We start from the raw sequence: 16,413 nt of genomic DNA, 5'->3' as shown, positions 1-16,413 counted from the left end.
CTGCCATGACCGCCACCTGGCAGATCAGGGTCACCGGGGTCGTGCAGGGCGTGGGCTACCGCCCGTTCGTCTACAAACTCGCCCGCGAGCGGCAGCTCACGGGCTGGGTGCGCAACGATCCAGGGGGCGTGCTCGTCGAGGCGAGCGGCGCCGCAGCCGCGCTGGAATTGTTCTGCGCCGAGCTGGCCGACCGGGCGCCCGAGCTGGCTCGGGTGGACCGGGTGGTGGCGCTGAGCCGGGTGACGGGCGGGTCGGGCGCGTCGACTTTCGAGATCGTGCACAGCGAGCACACGGGGCAGAAGGTGGCGCTCGTCCCCGCCGACACCCACGTATGTGCGGACTGTCTGGCCGAGCTGCGCGACCCGGCCGACCGGCGCTATCGCTACCCGTTCATCAACTGCACCAACTGCGGGCCACGGTATTCGATCATCCGGGCGTTGCCCTACGACCGATCGCAGACCACCATGCGCGCGTTCACGATGTGCACGAATTGCGATGCGGAATACCGGAATCCGATGAGCAGGCGGTTTCACGCACAGCCGAACGCGTGCGCGGACTGTGGGCCGAGGCTGTTGCTCGCCTACCCCGACGGGACGGTGCACGAGGACGCGTTGAGCCGGAGTGTGCGTGAGCTGTCGGACGGTCGGATCGTCGGGGTGAAGAGTGTCGGCGGTTTCCATCTGGCCGTCGATGCGATGAATGCCGCGTCGGTGGCGCTGCTGCGCAAGCGTAAGCGGCGCGATTCCAAACCGTTCGCGGTGATGGTGCGGGATCTGGACACGGCGCACCGGATCGTCGAACTGTCGCCTGCGGAGGAACAGGTGCTGCGTTCACCTGCTCGGCCGATCCTGTTGGCACGCAAGCGTACTGATGCGGTACCGGAAAGTGTCGCGCCACGGAATCCGAATCTGGGGGTGATGCTGCCCTCGGCACCGCATCACCACCTGCTGCTCGACGAGGCCGACACCGACGTGCTCGTGATGACCAGCGGCAATGTGTCGGGATACCCCATCGTGCACCGCAATGCCGACGCGCTGGCGCACCTGTTCGAGATCGCGGACGCGATTCTGTACCACGACCGCGAAATCGAGTCCAGAGTGGACGATTCCGTGGTCCGGGTATCGATCCACCCGGATCTGGACGGACCGCTGCTGACCTTCCTGCGCCGTGCGCGCGGGTACGCGCCGTACCCGGTGGAGGTGGGTCGTCCGCTGCGGCCGCTGGTCGCCTACGGCGCCGAACTCAAGACGACGGTCGCGCTGTCGGCCGGCACGCGGGTGTATCTGAGCCAGCACATCGGTGATCTGAAGAACGACGAGACGTTCGAATCGCACCGCCGCACCGCTGCTCACCTGGCCTCGCTGTACGACCTGCGACCCGAGGCCGGGGTGTACGACATGCACCCGGACTTCCGGATCAATATGGGCCACAGCGGTATCGGTGAGACAGGTGAGCCGATCGCGGTGCAGCACCATCACGCGCACATGGCGGCCTGCATGGCGGAGAACAAGCTCGACGGGCCCGCGATCGGCGTGGTGTTCGACGGCGCCGGGTACGGCACGGACGGCACCATCTGGGGCGGTGAGTTCCTGGTCGGTGACTACGGCAAGGTCGAACGGGCAGCGCATCTGCGGCGGGTAGCCCTGATCGGTGGGGATCAGGCTGTGCGCGAACCGATCCGGACGGGCGTCGCCGTCGCTGTCGATGCGCTCGGAGACATTGATGCTGCGGTGCAGGCCTTTCCGATGCTCGGGACGCTCGATGACGATCGCAGACACGTCTACGCGACCATGTGCGCCCGTGGCATCAACTCGCCCGAGGTGACGAGTATGGGTCGGTTGTTCGACGCGGTAGCGGCTCTGCTCGGCGTGTGTTCGCGGGCCGAATACGAGGCGCAGGGCCCGATCGAACTCGAGGGTCTGCTCGATCGCGACCTCACGCTCGTCGACGGCTACGAGTTCGGCTACACCGCAGGAGAAGTCGACCACCGGCCGGTGATCCATGCCATCGCGGCCGACCTGGCCGCCGGGACCGCGCTCGAACGGATCAGCAGGCGGTTCCACAGTGGGGTCGTCGCCATGGTCGTCCGGCAATGCCGGAACCTGGCCGACACCACCGGCATTCGGCAGGTGGTGCTTTCCGGCGGCGTGTTCCTCAATGAGTTCCTGCTGGTCAACTGCATGGTGATGCTCGAACGCGCCGGACTGGTGGTGTACAGCCATCGGCAGGTTCCGCCGAACGACGGTGGGATCGCCCTCGGGCAGTTGCTGGTGGCCGACCGGGCGAAACAGGAGTGATGATGGGTTCTTCGCAATTCGCGGTGGTGCTGCCGATCGCGCTCGTGGTGGTGATGCTCGGCCTCGGACTCACCCTGACACCGGACGACTTCCGGCGGGTGGTCCGCCATCCGAAAGCGGCGGCCGTCGCCCTCGTCTGCCAGCTCGTGGTGCTGCCGCTGATCTGTGTGCTGCTCGTGCTCGCCTTCGGGCTCACCGGGGTGCTCGCGGTCGGCATGATGCTGCTCGTCGCCTCGCCGGGCGGCACCTCGGCCAACCTGTTCAGCCACCTCGCCGGCGGCGATGTGGCGCTCAACATCATGCTCACCGCGATCAACTCGGTGATCGCGGCGTTCACCATGCCGATCGTGATCACCCTGTCGGTGGCGGCGTTCATGGACGGTGACGCCTCGGTCGGGCTGCAACCGGCCAAGCTGGTGCAGGTGATCGTCATCGTGCTGGTGCCGGTGGCCGTCGGGATGTGGATCAGGCACGCGCGGCCCGCCTTCGCCGACCGGATGGGTAAACCGGTGAAGCTCGGTTCCATGGTGGTGCTGGTCATGGCGGTCGGCGTGGCGGTCGGGTCCGAATTCGACACGCTGCGTGCGAACTTCGGCAAGCTCGGCGCGATCACAGTGCTGCTGTCTGTGCTGAGCCTGGCAGTCGGCTATTACGTGCCCCGCTGGTTCGGGGTCGATATCCGGCAGGCCATCGCCTCGTCCATGGAGATCGGCATCCACAACGCGACGCTGGCCATCGCGGTCGCGGTGTCGGCGCTGGGCAGCGAGGCGATGGCGGTGCCCGCCGCGACCTACGGGATCGTGATGGGTGGGCCGGCGGCGGTCGCGGCGTTCCTGCTGGCGCGACGGTCCCGCACGGAATCGGGTGCGTCCGCGCCGGTCGCCGCGACCGCGCTGCCCCTGAGCTAGGGGAACCGTTTGGCGATGGCCTCGGCGATCTCGACGGGCGCGTGCTCCTGGATGAACTGGCGGGCCTGCGGCAGCTCGACGACCTCCACGTCGGTGAAGGTCGACACCATGCGGGGGATGTGGGCCTTGGGCCGGTACACCATGTCGCGCATGCCCCAGACCAGCAGCGTCGGCTTGTCGGCGAGGACCGCGGGCACGTCGCGGGCGAGCTGAGTCATCAGTGGGCGGGCGTCGACGATCTGCTTGGCGATCACCGCGAGACCCTTGCGTGCCTGCGGCGACGGCTGCACCAACCGGTAGTGGTCGATCTCGGCCGGGCTCAACGTCTTACCGAGTTCCGACAGCAACACGCGCTCGACGAGGAAGTTCTGCTCCAGAACCCGCCGCTGCATCGGTCCGGTGCGGATGGCCTGGGCGAAGACGCGGTTCGCCATCGCCTCGATGGGCCAGAAGATGGTGTTGCCCAGCACGATTCCGCGCAGGCGGTCCGCTCTCGGGATGCTGGCACCCAAGCCGATCGGGCCACCCCAGTCGTGCCCCATCAGCACGTAGTCGTCGAGGCCGAGGTGGTCGATGAGCTCGCCGAGGATGCCGGTGTGCTCGGCGACGGTGTAGCCGAAACCCTCGGGCCGCTCCGACAAGCCGAAGCCGAGATAGTCGACGGCGACGCACCGGTACCTGGTGCGCAGCTCGGCGATGACGTGACGGTAGAGGAAGCTCCAGGCGGGGACGCCGTGGCAGAACAGAATCGTCGGCCCCGATCCCTCATCGATGTAGTGGACACGGCCTGCGGACGAGTCGAACCAGCGTGACTCGAAGGGGTAGAGGTTCTTGTCGGGCACGAAGTCGATCAGCATAGGGAAACCTATACCCCATTTGTGAAACGGCCGGAGTGTGCAACCGGAGAAAGCGCCGGTTGCACACACTGCCGCTCCTTTCCGAACTCGGGTATGGTCGCCCCAGCCGCCTCTTCCGCGGCCGGGCCGCAAACGGGTGACGAGTGGGCTTTGATTGTGACTGGAACAATTCCTGAACCGACGCTTGACGAATTTCTGCATAAATCGGCGGAGAAAAGAATCGACTGGGTGAACTCGTCCGACGGGTTCACCACAGGCACGGTGGAACGGGTCGGCCTGTTTCTCTCGTTCGCGCGGCCGCGCACCTGTCTGCCCGGCATGCTCGCGTTTTATCTGGGTTGTGTACTGCTGGACGTGCCGATGGGTATCGACGTGCTGCTCGGCTTCTTCGTCACATTCCTCTACAGCGCTGTGGCGAATCTGTTCAATGCCTATTCCGATATCGCGGAGGACAACCAGAACATTCCGGCCCGGCTGTACCTGCTCGGCCTGTACGGTCGTCGGCGCCTGCTGCGGAGCAGTTACGCCGCCGGTGCGGTGATGCTCGTGGCCGCGGCCGTGTTGAGCCCGGCATTCCTGCTGCTCACGGCCCTGTGCCTGCTCATCGCCCACCAGTACTCGTTGCCGCCGCTGCGGATGAAGGCGCGGCCGATGGGTTCGCTCGTGTTCTTCGCGCTCGATGTGGCATTGCCGTTCCTGATGGCACCGGCCGTCGTGGAGAACGGTCCGGCGATCGTGGGAAATTGGTCCTTCCTCAGCATGGCCGCATATTTGTTGGTCTGGTTCGTCGCGAAGGGATTCGTGAAGAACCTGCCCGATTTCGAGGGCGACCGCCAAGCTGGATTGTCGACGTCGGCCACCATTTTCGCGACACGACAGCAGGCGGCTGTCGCTGCTGCCGTCGCCACTTTTCTCGTTTATCTCGGTCCGCTTTTCCTGGTGGTTGCCGGGCAATTCGAAGCGAAATATTTGTTCGCGCTGGCCTGGTTCCCGGTGGCCTGTGCGCAAGGTGCGCGGATGATCTTGCGCGACGACAATCAATCGGCGAACAACATGCTTCGATTCGACATGATCGTATCGACGGGATATCTGTCTACCTGGGTTTTGCTGGCGGATCCATCTGTTACTTCGCTGCTTGTTGTCGCCGGATCTCTGGTGGTCATTTTCGCTATGGACGCGCTGAAACTCGATACCCGGAAAAAGGAAGACATCGGGTGACGGCGGAAAGGACGACAGCGGTGCGCGACACGGTATTGCTGAACGAATATCGATCCGGTGAGGAGGCCGATACCTCGGCGGCCGCACTCGACCTGTCCAACAACGCGCTGCCGTTCGCGCCCCTGCCGAGCGTGCGCACCGCGATCGCCGACGAGGTCGAACACGCGGCCGCCTACCCCGCCGCCGCGTACGGCGATTTGCGCGGTGCCATAGCCGAATTCGCGGGTTGCACACCGGATCAGGTCGTCGTCGGGCCGGGCAGTGTCGGTGTGCTCGCCTATCTGCTGCGCTGGGTCGCCGGACACGGTGGGCGGGTCGTCTACGCGGTGCCCGCGTTCGACGCCTACGAACGGGTGGTCCTCGGTGCGGGCGGTATCGCGGTGCCGGTGATCGGGACACCGAACCGATGGCAGCCCTTGACGGAGATGGTCGCCGCGGCGGGCGACGACGCGGCCGCGCTCCTGATCTGCTCACCACACAACCCGACCGGTGAACAGGTGACGCCCGAGGAGATCGAGCAGGTACTGGCACGAGTGCCGGACCACACGGTCGTCGTGGTGGACGAGGCGTATATCGAATTCGACCGTGACACCGACCGGTCGGCGGCGCTGCGAATGGCCAAGGAACACCCCAATCTGGTTGTGCTTCGAACCTTTTCGAAGGCGTACGGGCTGGCGGGGCTGCGGGTCGGATACGCGGTCGGGCACGGTGACCTGATCGGCGCCTGCCGGTCGATGGCCATGCCGTTCGGGGTGAACCGGCTCGCGGTGGCCGCGGCCGTCGCCTCGCTCGGCGTGGTGAACGAGCTGGAGGCACAGGTCGATTCGGTGATCTCGGTGCGGGCCGAGTTCATCGCGGCCATTCGCGGACACGGCATCGACGTGCCCGATTCGTCCGGCAACTTCGTCTGGGTGCCCACGCCGAATCCGGCGGCACTCGTGGCGTACCTCGCCGAGTCGGGCATCGCGGTGCGCTGCTACCCGGACGCGGGCGTCCGGATCACGGTTCCTGCCAGGGGGCACCTCGCCGACGTCGTCGACGTACTCGCGCGGGGATACAGACGAGTGGAGGCACTGACATGCAGATGAACACCAATCTGGGCGCCGACGTGCTCGGGCGGCCACGGTTCGCCGACGCCCTGGTCGACCGGCTGATCGGCCACGATGTGCGCTACCTGTTCGGCATGCCTGCCGAATCGGTGAACTGCCTGGTCGACGCGGTAGGGCGGCGGTCGGAGATCGAACTGATCGCGGTGCGGCACGAGAGTGCGGCCGCCTGGATGGCGGTCGGTTACGCGCAGGGGTCGGGCACCGTCGGGGTGTGCTTCGGCACCGCCGGACCGGGTGCCACGCACCTGTTGCCCGGCGTGTACGGCGGGCTCTACGACCGGGTGCCGGTGCTGGCGATCTCCGGCCAGGTGGCGCGCGCCGAGATCGGCACGAAATCGTTCCAGGAGATCGACTCGGCGCGACTGTTCCGTGACGGAACGTGGCGCTCCACCGACATCGTCTCGCCCGACCAGCTCGCCGTCTTCGATCAGACGGTGCTGTCGGTGCGGCTCGAACAGACCTCCGCGCACCTGGCCGTGCCGTCCGACGTGCTCAACTCGCCCCTCGAGCGGATCGAACAACAGAGCCCGTACCGGTTCGGCGCACGGACAGCGCCCGACATGGACAAGAAGCGCGTCGAAGACCTGGCCGAATACCTTTGCTCCACACCGGGTGTCATCGTGCTCGGCGCGGGCGGCCGGGCGGTCGCGGACTGTGCGTTGCTGCTCGCGGACGCGCTGGATGTGCCGATCGTCGCCCTGCCCGAAGCGGGGATTCCGGACTGGTCGGTGCCGCCGGTCGAGGAGTCCGACGCCCGGCAGGTGCTGTTGATCGGCAGGCCGACCGCCGGTGGGGCACGGCACTTTCCCTCGCTCGAGCTGCTGCTCGAGATCACCGATGTGGCCACCTCTGGCTTCGACGAGGAGAGCAGGCGGATCGGGATCGCCGGGGAGGTTCCGCAGATCCTGCACGCGCTGGTTTCGGCCGTGTGGAGCAGGCGCGGTACCCCGGCCGCGGCGAGCGCCCCAGTCGCACCGACAGATCCGAACGCACCCGAGGGCTGGGGTGTGCTCGCCGACGCGCTCGCCGGTGCGTCGGTGGCGGTCGACCCCGGGGCGACGAGGGAACTCGCCCGCCGCTATCTCGGCGAGCGCGCACACCTGCACAGTTCCTGGAATTTCGAGGCTGAGGGTTCGGCGCTGCCGCTGGCCATCGGTCTGGCCCTCGCGAACGGCGCTCGCTCCTACGCGCTCACCGACCTGGACTCGCTCGACCAGTACATCTCCGAATTCTCCACTGCCGCACGCTACGACGTGCCGGTGACCGTGGTGTGCCGGGCCGAGCCCGGTGTGCCGGTGAGCGACCTGGCCAAGGCGTTCGGTATCGGGGTGTTCTGGGCCGGCGACGCCACCGAACTGCGGTCGCGCCTGAGCGAGGACCGGCACGGTCCGGCGCTCGTCCTCACCTCGGCGCTCGCGGACGACCGGCCCGCTCCGGCGCCGGATGTCGAAGTCGTCGACTACGTCACCGATCTGTTCGCGGCACTCGCGCACCGGGGCATCGGCTCCGCGTACCTGTCGAAGAACAGCCGCGCGCGGCTCGGTGCCACCGCTGAGCGGGACCTGCACGTCGTCGCCGATGTCCAGGCCGCGGCCATGCGGGCGACCGCGGCGTACAAGGCCGACGGAACCACCTCCTGCGCGGTGGTCACCTCACCTGCCGAACTCCTCGGCCAGCTCAACGGGCTCTACGACGCCGCCTTCGACGACGCGTCCGTGGTGCTCGTCTCCGTCGAGACCACACCCTGGCTGCTCGATCCCGTCGACGTGCTCGCCGATATCGCCGCCGTCTCGGTGGTTCTCGACGGTGGTGACAAGGACGCGGTCCGGCTGCGCGACGCCTTCACGACCATCGCCGGTGGTGGACGCGGCGTCACCCACATCCACGTGACACGCGCCGCGATCGCCGCCCGCAACAGCGTCGCCCTCGTGGACAGCGCGCGGTCGTTCGCGATCCCGCCGTCGTTGATCGGGCTGCCCGGCCGCGCGACCGCCGCACCCGAGGACATCGTGCGGGCCGCCGAACTCATCGCCGCCGCCGAGGACATCTCCATCATCGTCGGGCGCGGGGCGGCGGGCGCGCGACGCGAACTCGTCGAATTGGCCGCCCGCACAGGCAGTCCGCTCTACTGCACGATGGGTGCGCTGGCGGCCGACGTGGTCGGCGAACACTGCGCGGGACTGGTGGGCACCTCCGGGACCGACGACGCCATGCAGCGGGTCCGGCGCAGCGGGCTTGTCATCGTTGTCGGAGTGTCCTGGCGCGGGTCGGCTTTCGAGATGGTCGGGCACAACCCGGTGATCTCGGTGAACACCGACCCGCTCACCTTCCTTCGCCTCCCGTCGGATTCGGTCGGTCTGCTCGGTGACGCGCGCGAAACCATCGAAGCTCTGGTCAGCCTGCTCGGCGAGGAACGCGACGCACCCGAGGTCGCCGAACGGCCGCGCCGCAAGCCGAGGGAGAGCGCACGCAAGCTGCGCGCCGCCACGGTGGCCCAGATCATCGACAACGAACTCGCGGGTCTCGACAAGCCGTCCACCTTGAGCGTCGACGTCGGCATCAACACGCTCTGGGCCTACCGCTACGTGCGCTCGGCCCACCGTTACCTGTGGACCGCCTCGTTCGCGACCATGGGATTCGCGGTACCCGCCGCCGTCGACGTGGCCGTGCGCCACCCCGACGAGGTGTCCGTGGCGATCGTCGGCGACGGCGGCATCGGCATCACCCTGGCCGAACTGCGCAACGCCGCCGACGTGCGTTCACCGCTGGTGATCGTGGTGTTCAACAACAACGCCCTGGCCGCGATCAAATTCGAGAGCTGGATCATGGGCTGGCCCGACCGTGCGTCGGGTTTCCACGAAATCGACTTCGCCGGGTTCGCCAGGCACTGCGGGGTGCGCGCGACAACCGTGCGCAGCGCCAAGGAGTTCGGCAACGCCTTGCGCACCGCACTCGCCGGGAACGGGCCGACGCTGATCGACGCCAGAATCCCCGCCGCCGAAGCACCCGTGCTCGCCGGACGCGCGCACATCCGCCAATTCGCCGGCCTGCTCACCGGGTGGGCCCGCGACGGCAAGAACGCCCGCACCGGCGCCCTGTCCACCCTGCTGGCCTTCGGCGCGGAGAAGGCGGTGCGCGTCGCGCGTCGCGCCGACCCGCGCCGGTGAAACCCGAGGAGATCGCGATGGCCGGAACACGCCCTGCCACCCCGCAGGCCATGTTCACCCGAATCGCACCGCGCTACGACGCGGTGAACTCGCTGCTCACTCTCGGTGGCGACAAACGGTTGCGCCGCCGCGCCGTCCGCGCGCTCGACCTGCGGCCGGGTGCGGAAGTGCTCGATATCGCCGCCGGGACGGCCGAGATCGGCGCTGCCCTGGCGGCGGTGTACCCGCTGCGCCTGTCGTATGTCGCCGTCGACCTCAACGAGCAGATGCTCGCCGTCGCCGAGCGGAAGTTCGCTCGGTTGCGCCGCAAGCGGCCGAGCAACGACTGGCAGCTCGCCGTCGGCAGCGCGGAATCGCTCGACTTCCCGTCGTCGAGTTTCGACGCCGCCGTGATGTGTTTCGCGCTCGACGACATGGACGACCCCGCCGCCGCGCTCGCCGAAACGGTCCGGGTGCTGCGCGCCGACGGACGGTTCCTGCTGATCGAACTCGCCATGCCCGACAGCCCGCTGCTGCGCAACCTGCTGAAACTGCGGCTGCGACTCATCCGCGGTGTCGCCGCCGTCGCGGGCATGGATTCCGTCGCCCACATGACCAGGGAAGTCGAACTCGATCGCGGCGTCGAACACACCCTCGCGCGCTGCGAGAACGCCGGCCTGGAACTGGAATCCACGGCCCGGCACCTCGGCGGGCTGGTCCGTGCCCACGTCTTCCGTAAGAGGAAAGGTTTGTGATGACCGAGAAATGTCCCCACGCCACGGCGGAGAAGGTGCCATCCGTCACCGGAATCACCAGTCGCAGGCTCTCCAACCGACACCTGCCCGGCCCGCCCGGCCACCGGATCATGGGCTCCTATCCGGAATACGCCAAGGACCGCAACAAATTCCTGCGGGACGCGGTGCGCCAATACGGGGATGTCGTGCGGATCAAATTGCCGCTGCGCGACCTGGTGGTGATCGCCAATCCAGAAGACGCACACGCGGCGATGGGCGACACCTCCGGCGACTACAGCAAGTTCGGTAACTACCATCCCGCGATTGCCAAGCGGCAGAACGGTTTGTCGTTCATCGAGGGCGAATTGTTCCGCGAGCGGCGCCGAATCGTCAGCCCGCTGGTGACCCGCGACGGTCTCAAGAGCACCTTCCACGCCAACGCCGATGCCTACCTGGCAAGCCTCGAATCGAATATCGCCGCCGCGACCGACGCCGACGGGGTGACCGATCTGCAGGAGGCGATCTTCCAGACACTGCTGCGCGGCGTGCTGGCCCAGACCTTCACGGAACCGTTCACGCCCAAGGAAATTCACGATCTGCACGACGGTCTGTCGACGTTCACGAAGTTCCTCGGTTCTACGCTGAAGATCGCGGACCCGCCGAATCTGGTTCGCCCGTGGGGCCGGTACAAGATCCGGCCGTGGGCGGTGTACTCGGCGGGCAAGATCGTGCGCGATCGGGTGGTCGAACGGCAGAACTCGCCGTCGCTGGGCACCTACAACGACGTGCTCGACGGCATGCTCGCCGGTTACAAGAAGCTCAAGACCCCGATGACGTTCTGGGACTTGTGCTTCGACGTGGCGACCATGACCAGTGCCTCCTACGGCACGACGGCGGGCGCCATCACCCAGACCGTCGTGCGCACCTGCCTGGCCGAGGAAGCCAAGAACCGGCTGGTCGAAGAGGCGAGTTCGGTCGACCTGTCCAAGCCGACCATCGAATCGGTGCGCAGCATGCACTGGGTGAAGGCGTGCTTCGAGGAAGGCATGCGCATGCAGGGCCTTCCACTGCTGCTGCGATTCACCGCGCGGGGCGCGAACTACCAGGGCTACGACATCGCACCCAACACCATGCTCGGCGTGCCGATCTCGACGATCCACCGCGACCCACGCTGGTGGACCGACCCCGACGTGTTCGACCCCGAACGCTTCTACGACCAGAGCAAACGGGTCGACCAGCCGCGCGTGCTGCACTACCTGGCCTGGGGCGCGGGCCCGCACCGTTGCACCGGCGCGCAGCTCGGTTACCTCATCGCGCCGTACCTGGTCGCGCTCATCTTCAGCCGCTACAAGATCGAGCTCCCGCCGAACTGGCAGCTCGTGGAAGACCCCGGCCTCGCACCGATGATCAAGGGCGGCTTCAACGTCCGGCTCACCCCCCGATAACCCACCGACGAGAGATCTGAGAGATTCGCATGAAATTCGCAGAGCGGTACGACATCGCGGCCCCCATCTACGACCGGACGGCGTGGTTCCTGTCGCTCGGTGGCATCGACAAACTGCATCCGGGCCTGGTCGAAGGCCTCGACCTCACCGGTAAGAAGGTGGCCGACCTCGGCTGCGGCACCGGCCTCGCCTTCCCGGCGTTGCTCTCCGCTGTCGGGCCGACCGGGCACGTGATCGGGGTGGACAACAACGCCGCCATCCTCGCCAAGGCGCAGAAGCGGGTCGACGAGAATCATTGGCCCAACGTCACTTTGCTCACCGAGGACATCGCCGAACTGCCCGTGAACCAGGACGTGGACGTGCTGTTCAGTTGCATCGCGTTCAGTTGTGTGCCGCACCCGTCGGACAAGCTGGCCGAACTGCTCGGCAACCTCACGCCGGGCACCCAGGTGCGCATCATCGACGCGCTGCCGCGCACGTCGGGGCTGAGCCGGTACCCGATCAACGGCTACAACTTCGTGAAGTCGGGCATCGTCGGATCGCATTTCCGGGAACTGCACCCGTTCGAGCAGGTCTTCCGTGACCGGCTCACCGACGTGGTCGTCGACTACCTGCACGGCGGCATGTACACCCGCCTGACCGGCGTCAAAGGCGCGTAGGCATTCCGCGCGCACCGGCGTCGACGTCGGTGCGCGCGGCCCTTGGTGACACATTCTCGAGAGACGGCCGAATTGAGTATCTGGGAACTGAAAGTCGACGGCGGTGGCAAGACATTCGGCGAAAGCACCGTGCTCGACGACGTGGACTTCCACGTGGACCGCGGTGAATTCCTCGCCGTGCTCGGCCCGAGCGGCAGCGGCAAATCGACGCTGCTGCGTGTGCTGGCCGGACTCGAACAGCTGACCGCCGGAACCATCAGCTGGAGCACCGACGGTGCCCGGCCGCGTACCGGGGTGGTTTTCCAGCAGGCGCTGCTGCTGCCCTGGCTCACCGTCATCGACAACATCTCGCTGGCCGGCCGGTTCGCCGCGCACCGGCGCGAGTTCGACAAGGACTACCCCGAAACCCTGCTTGCCCGTTTCGGATTGGGGTCGCTGGCGCAGCGGTACCCCGGCGAGCTGTCGGGTGGGCAGGCGCAGCGCGTCGCAGTGCTGCGCGCGGCGGCCACCCGGCCACGGCTGCTGCTGCTCGACGAACCGTTCAGCGCCCTCGACCCAGCAACCCGCCAGGACCTGCGGAAATGGCTGGCCGAACTCGTCACCGAGATCGAGGCGACGGTCGTGCTCATCACCCACGACGTGGACGAGGCGATGGATCTGGCCGACCGCATCGTGCTGCTCGACAAGGGCCGCATCCGGCGCGAATGGACCGAGGTGCGCGACGGTGGCGACGCGCTGCGCGCCGATATCCTCGGGCAGTACCACCCGGACGAAGTAGTGGTGTCGTGAGCGGGCTTTCACGACGGCACCTGCTCGCCGGGGCGGCCGGGCTCACCGCGGCCGCCGGGCTCTACGGCTCGGCCGACCTGGTCCGCAGCGCGGCAGGCGCCGGGCAACGGCGCGAACAGGCGCTGCGCATCGGGTACCTGCCGATCACCGACGCGGCGCCGCTGCTGATCGCGCACTCGGCACACCTCTACCCCGCGGGGTCGGTGAGCAGCGCCAAACCGGTGATGTTCCGCAGCTGGTCGGGGCTGGCGGAAGCGTTCGTCTCCCGTCAGGTGGATGTGGCGCATCTGTTGATGCCCATGGCGATTCAGCTGCGGCAGGTGCTCGGGGCGAATGTGCGGGTGCTCGGGTGGAACCACACCAACGGGTCGGCGCTCACCGTCGCACCCGACATCACCGAGCTGGAACAGTTGATCGGCACCCAGGTGGCCATTCCGTTCTGGTGGTCGATCCACAACATCGTGCTGCAGAAACTACTGCGCGCACACGACATCACGCCCGTGGTTCGCCGGACCGCGTCGCGCGCCAAAAGGACCGTCGAGCTCATCGTGATGAGTCCCTCGGATATGGTTCCCGCCCTGGCCAACAGGTCCATCTCCGGCTATGTGGTCGCCGATCCGTTCAACGCCATCGCCCAGATCAAGAAGATCGGGCGCATCCACGTGTTCCTCGGTGACGTGTGGCGTGAACACGCCTGCTGCGTGCTGGTGACCCGCGACGACGTGATCGCCGAACGGCCGCACGCCGTCCAGGCCGTGACCGACGCGGTGGTCGCGGCGCAGCTGCGCATCGGCACCGACCGGCCGCGCGCCGCGGAAGCGCTCACCACCGGCAGCTACCTGCCGCAACCCTTGCCCGCCGTGCGGACCGCGCTCGCCTATCCCAACCCGCCCTACCAGTTCCAGCGGCCCGACTGGTCGCCGCAGCTGGTGGGATTCCAGCCCTACCCGTACCCGAGCTTCACCCGGCGGCTGGTCGAGGAGATGCACGAGACCGTCGTCGACGGCGACCGGGGCTTCCTCGACACCCTCGACCCGGCCCGCGCGCACAGCGAGCTCGTCGACGACACCTTCGTGCTGAATTCCCTTGCCGCACAGGGTGGGCGACAAGCGTTCGGGCTCACGGGTCTCGACCGAACTGAACAGGTGCACCTGCTGTGACTACAACGACCCAAGCCCCACCGAAAACCGGCTCGACCGTCTCGCGCTCGGTTCTGGCCAGGGTGTGGCCGCCGGTGCTCGCCGTGCTCGTCACCGTCGGGTTGTGGTGGACGGCGACCACGGTGCTCTCGCCGGAACACTCGCTGCTGCGCCGCACCGCGCCCCAGCACGTGCTGCCCGCCATCGCCGATCTGCACGAACGCGGTGTGCTCGTGTCCGACGCCGGAATCAGCCTGTGGCGGTTGCTGATCGGGCTCGCGATCGCCACCGTGCTCGGTGTGCCGATCGGGTTGCTGATCGGGCTCAGCACGCGGATCGAACAGGCCGCCTCGCCGGTGGTGCAGTTTCTGCGGATGATCTCGCCGCTGTCGTGGACCCCGATCGCCATCGCCGTGTTCGGCATCGGCAACCAGCCGGTGTACTTCCTCGTCGCCGCGGCGGCCGTGTGGCCGATCATGCTGAACACGGTGGCCGGGGTGCACGCCATCGACCGCGGCTTCCTCGACGTGGCGCGCTCGTTCCACGCGACCCGCGCCGAGCAGCTGCGCGTGGTCATCATTCCGGCGGTGCGCGACCACATCCGCACCGGGCTGCGGCTCGGGCTCGGCACGGCCTGGATCGTGCTCGTGCCCGCCGAGATGCTCGGTGTGCGATCGGGACTCGGGTACCAGATCCTCAATGCCCGTGATCAGCTCGCCTACGATCAGGTGGTTGCCATCATCCTGGTGATCGGCGTGCTCGGATTCGCCGTCGATTTCCTTGCGGGCAGGTTGCCGGGGCGGTCCCTGAACAGCCGTACGTATCGATGATTATGTGATGTATGTCACTGACATGTTTGCCCCGGTTGGGTCGTGTTTGTGATTGAGCATGGGAAACCCCCTCTGCCGGCGGCATGGGTTAGGGCAGCCTCACCCATGCCCCTGGAAACTGTGCTGGCATCAGGGGTTTCGGTCTACTAGGCTCCAGACGTTCTGTCTGCTGTGCCGGTCTTCACACTGCTCGGGGAGAAGTTGGGAGCATCTCACAAGGGTGCACCCGCTTGACGAGTCTCGCGTGTCGCTTGATCGCACGCCGCACCACACCTGATGGATAGGAACTTCAATGAACATCCGTAAAACCGTTGCGGGTGCCGCCTTGGTTATCGGGGCCATGACGGTGGCCGCTGGGACGTCGCATGCTGAGCCCGTGGCGCCCGAGGGCATCAAGTACTCGGTGAAGCTGGTCGACAAGACCGTGGTCGCCACCGTGAAGAACGGGACCTTCTCGCTGGTGGAGCAGGAGGGGGAGACTCCCGAAGCGCCGAAGACCCAGGTCGCCGAGATCAAAGACAGCACCGGTGCTGTCGTCATGGCCATGCCGATCGCCTTCTCGATCTCCGGCACGGAGATCCCGACCAAGGCTGAGGTCGTCAAGGACTCCACGGTGCTCGAACTGACGCCGGAACGTCCCCAGGGCGTCGAAATCGCGGCCCAGCCGGTCGCGGTCAAGCCGGTCCTGCAGGGCCAGGAGATCGCCTCCGCTCAGGAGAACCAGAAGGCGATCAACGACTTCTCCTCGAAGTTCAGCATCGGCACCGCCATCGGCACCTTCGTCGGCACCGCCATCGGCGCCGTCATCGGTTGCGTCGTCACCATCCCGCTGGGCTGCCTGCCCGGCTTGACGGTCGGCGCCGCGGCCGGCGGCATCATCGGCATGATCGCCATCGGTGGACCGGTGATGGCTGTGACCGGCCTGGAGCTGCTGCAGGTGCTGCAGGCGCCGGACGGCACTACTGTTTGGGCTGACAAGCCGAAGTAGAGGCTCGCTGTGGAAGCCCCGCTCCTGTTAGGGAGCGGGGCTTTTCGTGTGTTCGGGGCGGGGTTCGTTAGGTGGTGGGGTCCCAGTTGTAAGGAACCACCTTGGTGTTTTGTGCACCACAAAGGTATTGGGCTGTGTTTTTGGAGCGCTGGCGCGCTCGAGCGCGGCCCCTGGAGGGCCGCGCGAACAGCGCTCGAGACTCGCGCCTGCGCCGCAGCACGGCGGCCTCGGCGCGGCCGACCTTCTCGATGGCGTCCGCTTCGCGTTCCCGGACGAGCGCCTGACCCAAGCCGG

At 67.2% G+C, this 16,413-nt stretch carries 14 protein-coding genes; 12 read left to right on the top strand and 2 right to left on the bottom strand.

Going from position 1 to position 16,413, the window contains the following annotated elements; all coding sequences use genetic code 11:
- Positions 1–5: 5 nt before the first annotated feature.
- Entirely contained in the window at positions 6–2,297 is a 2,292-nt protein-coding gene (gene hypF / locus AB0I19_RS20855) for a carbamoyltransferase HypF (protein WP_357150623.1), read from the top strand.
- Between the two features lie 2 nt (positions 2,298–2,299).
- A complete protein-coding gene (locus AB0I19_RS20850) occupies positions 2,300–3,205 on the top strand; it encodes a bile acid:sodium symporter family protein (protein ID WP_357150622.1) in 906 nt (301 codons plus the stop codon).
- Here AB0I19_RS20850 and AB0I19_RS20845 read toward each other — a convergent pair.
- Complete coding sequence (locus AB0I19_RS20845) at positions 3,202–4,062, bottom strand: haloalkane dehalogenase (protein WP_357150621.1); 861 nt, start codon at positions 4,060–4,062, stop codon at positions 3,202–3,204. The genes AB0I19_RS20850 and AB0I19_RS20845 overlap by 4 nt on opposite strands.
- 93 nt (positions 4,063–4,155) lie before the next feature.
- Between AB0I19_RS20845 and AB0I19_RS20840 the strand changes: the two genes are divergently transcribed.
- The 10 genes from AB0I19_RS20840 (at position 4,156) to AB0I19_RS20795 (ending at position 16,119) form a co-directional block, all read left to right on the top strand.
- On the top strand, positions 4,156–5,280 hold the full coding sequence (locus AB0I19_RS20840) for a UbiA family prenyltransferase (RefSeq protein ID WP_357150620.1): 1,125 nt from the start codon (positions 4,156–4,158) through the stop codon (positions 5,278–5,280).
- 20 nt (positions 5,281–5,300) lie between these two features.
- Positions 5,301–6,368 (top strand): aminotransferase class I/II-fold pyridoxal phosphate-dependent enzyme, encoded by a 1,068-nt coding sequence (locus AB0I19_RS20835; RefSeq protein WP_357150619.1) that lies wholly within the window; start codon positions 5,301–5,303, stop codon positions 6,366–6,368.
- Entirely contained in the window at positions 6,365–9,556 is a 3,192-nt protein-coding gene (locus AB0I19_RS20830; protein WP_357150618.1) for a thiamine pyrophosphate-dependent enzyme, read from the top strand. Before AB0I19_RS20835 ends, AB0I19_RS20830 begins: the two co-directional genes overlap by 4 nt.
- Positions 9,557–9,573: 17 nt before the next feature.
- On the top strand, positions 9,574–10,290 hold the full coding sequence (locus AB0I19_RS20825; protein ID WP_357150617.1) for a class I SAM-dependent methyltransferase: 717 nt from the start codon (positions 9,574–9,576) through the stop codon (positions 10,288–10,290).
- Positions 10,290–11,714, top strand: coding sequence for a cytochrome P450 (locus tag AB0I19_RS20820; protein ID WP_356985539.1), 1,425 nt, complete (start codon positions 10,290–10,292; stop codon positions 11,712–11,714). Before AB0I19_RS20825 ends, AB0I19_RS20820 begins: the two co-directional genes overlap by 1 nt.
- Positions 11,715–11,743: 29 nt before the next feature.
- On the top strand, positions 11,744–12,373 hold the full coding sequence (locus tag AB0I19_RS20815; protein ID WP_181698768.1) for a methyltransferase domain-containing protein: 630 nt from the start codon (positions 11,744–11,746) through the stop codon (positions 12,371–12,373).
- Between the two features lie 129 nt (positions 12,374–12,502).
- Positions 12,503–13,162, top strand: a complete 660-nt coding sequence (locus AB0I19_RS20810; RefSeq protein WP_357150778.1) for an ATP-binding cassette domain-containing protein — start codon at positions 12,503–12,505, stop codon at positions 13,160–13,162.
- The gene (locus AB0I19_RS20805; protein WP_357150616.1) at positions 13,159–14,322 is read left to right on the top strand and encodes an ABC transporter substrate-binding protein; all 1,164 of its coding nucleotides are present in this window, start codon (positions 13,159–13,161) and stop codon (positions 14,320–14,322) included. Before AB0I19_RS20810 ends, AB0I19_RS20805 begins: the two co-directional genes overlap by 4 nt.
- Complete coding sequence (locus tag AB0I19_RS20800) at positions 14,319–15,131, top strand: ABC transporter permease (RefSeq protein WP_357150615.1); 813 nt, start codon at positions 14,319–14,321, stop codon at positions 15,129–15,131. Before AB0I19_RS20805 ends, AB0I19_RS20800 begins: the two co-directional genes overlap by 4 nt.
- Positions 15,132–15,423: 292 nt before the next feature.
- Positions 15,424–16,119: a hypothetical protein gene (locus AB0I19_RS20795; RefSeq protein ID WP_067497071.1), complete on the top strand. Its 696-nt coding sequence runs from the start codon at positions 15,424–15,426 to the stop codon at positions 16,117–16,119.
- 67 nt (positions 16,120–16,186) lie between these two features.
- Here the strand turns inward: AB0I19_RS20795 and AB0I19_RS20790 are convergent.
- On the bottom strand, positions 16,187–16,413 hold a 227-nt coding region (locus tag AB0I19_RS20790; RefSeq protein ID WP_357150614.1), incomplete at its 5' end, for a hypothetical protein.

Origin of the sequence: Nocardia sp. NPDC050413 (genome assembly GCF_040655475.1) — a bacterium.
Lineage (GTDB): Bacteria > Actinomycetota > Actinomycetes > Mycobacteriales > Mycobacteriaceae > Nocardia > Nocardia coubleae.
This window is presented reverse-complemented; position numbering and strand designations above follow the sequence as displayed.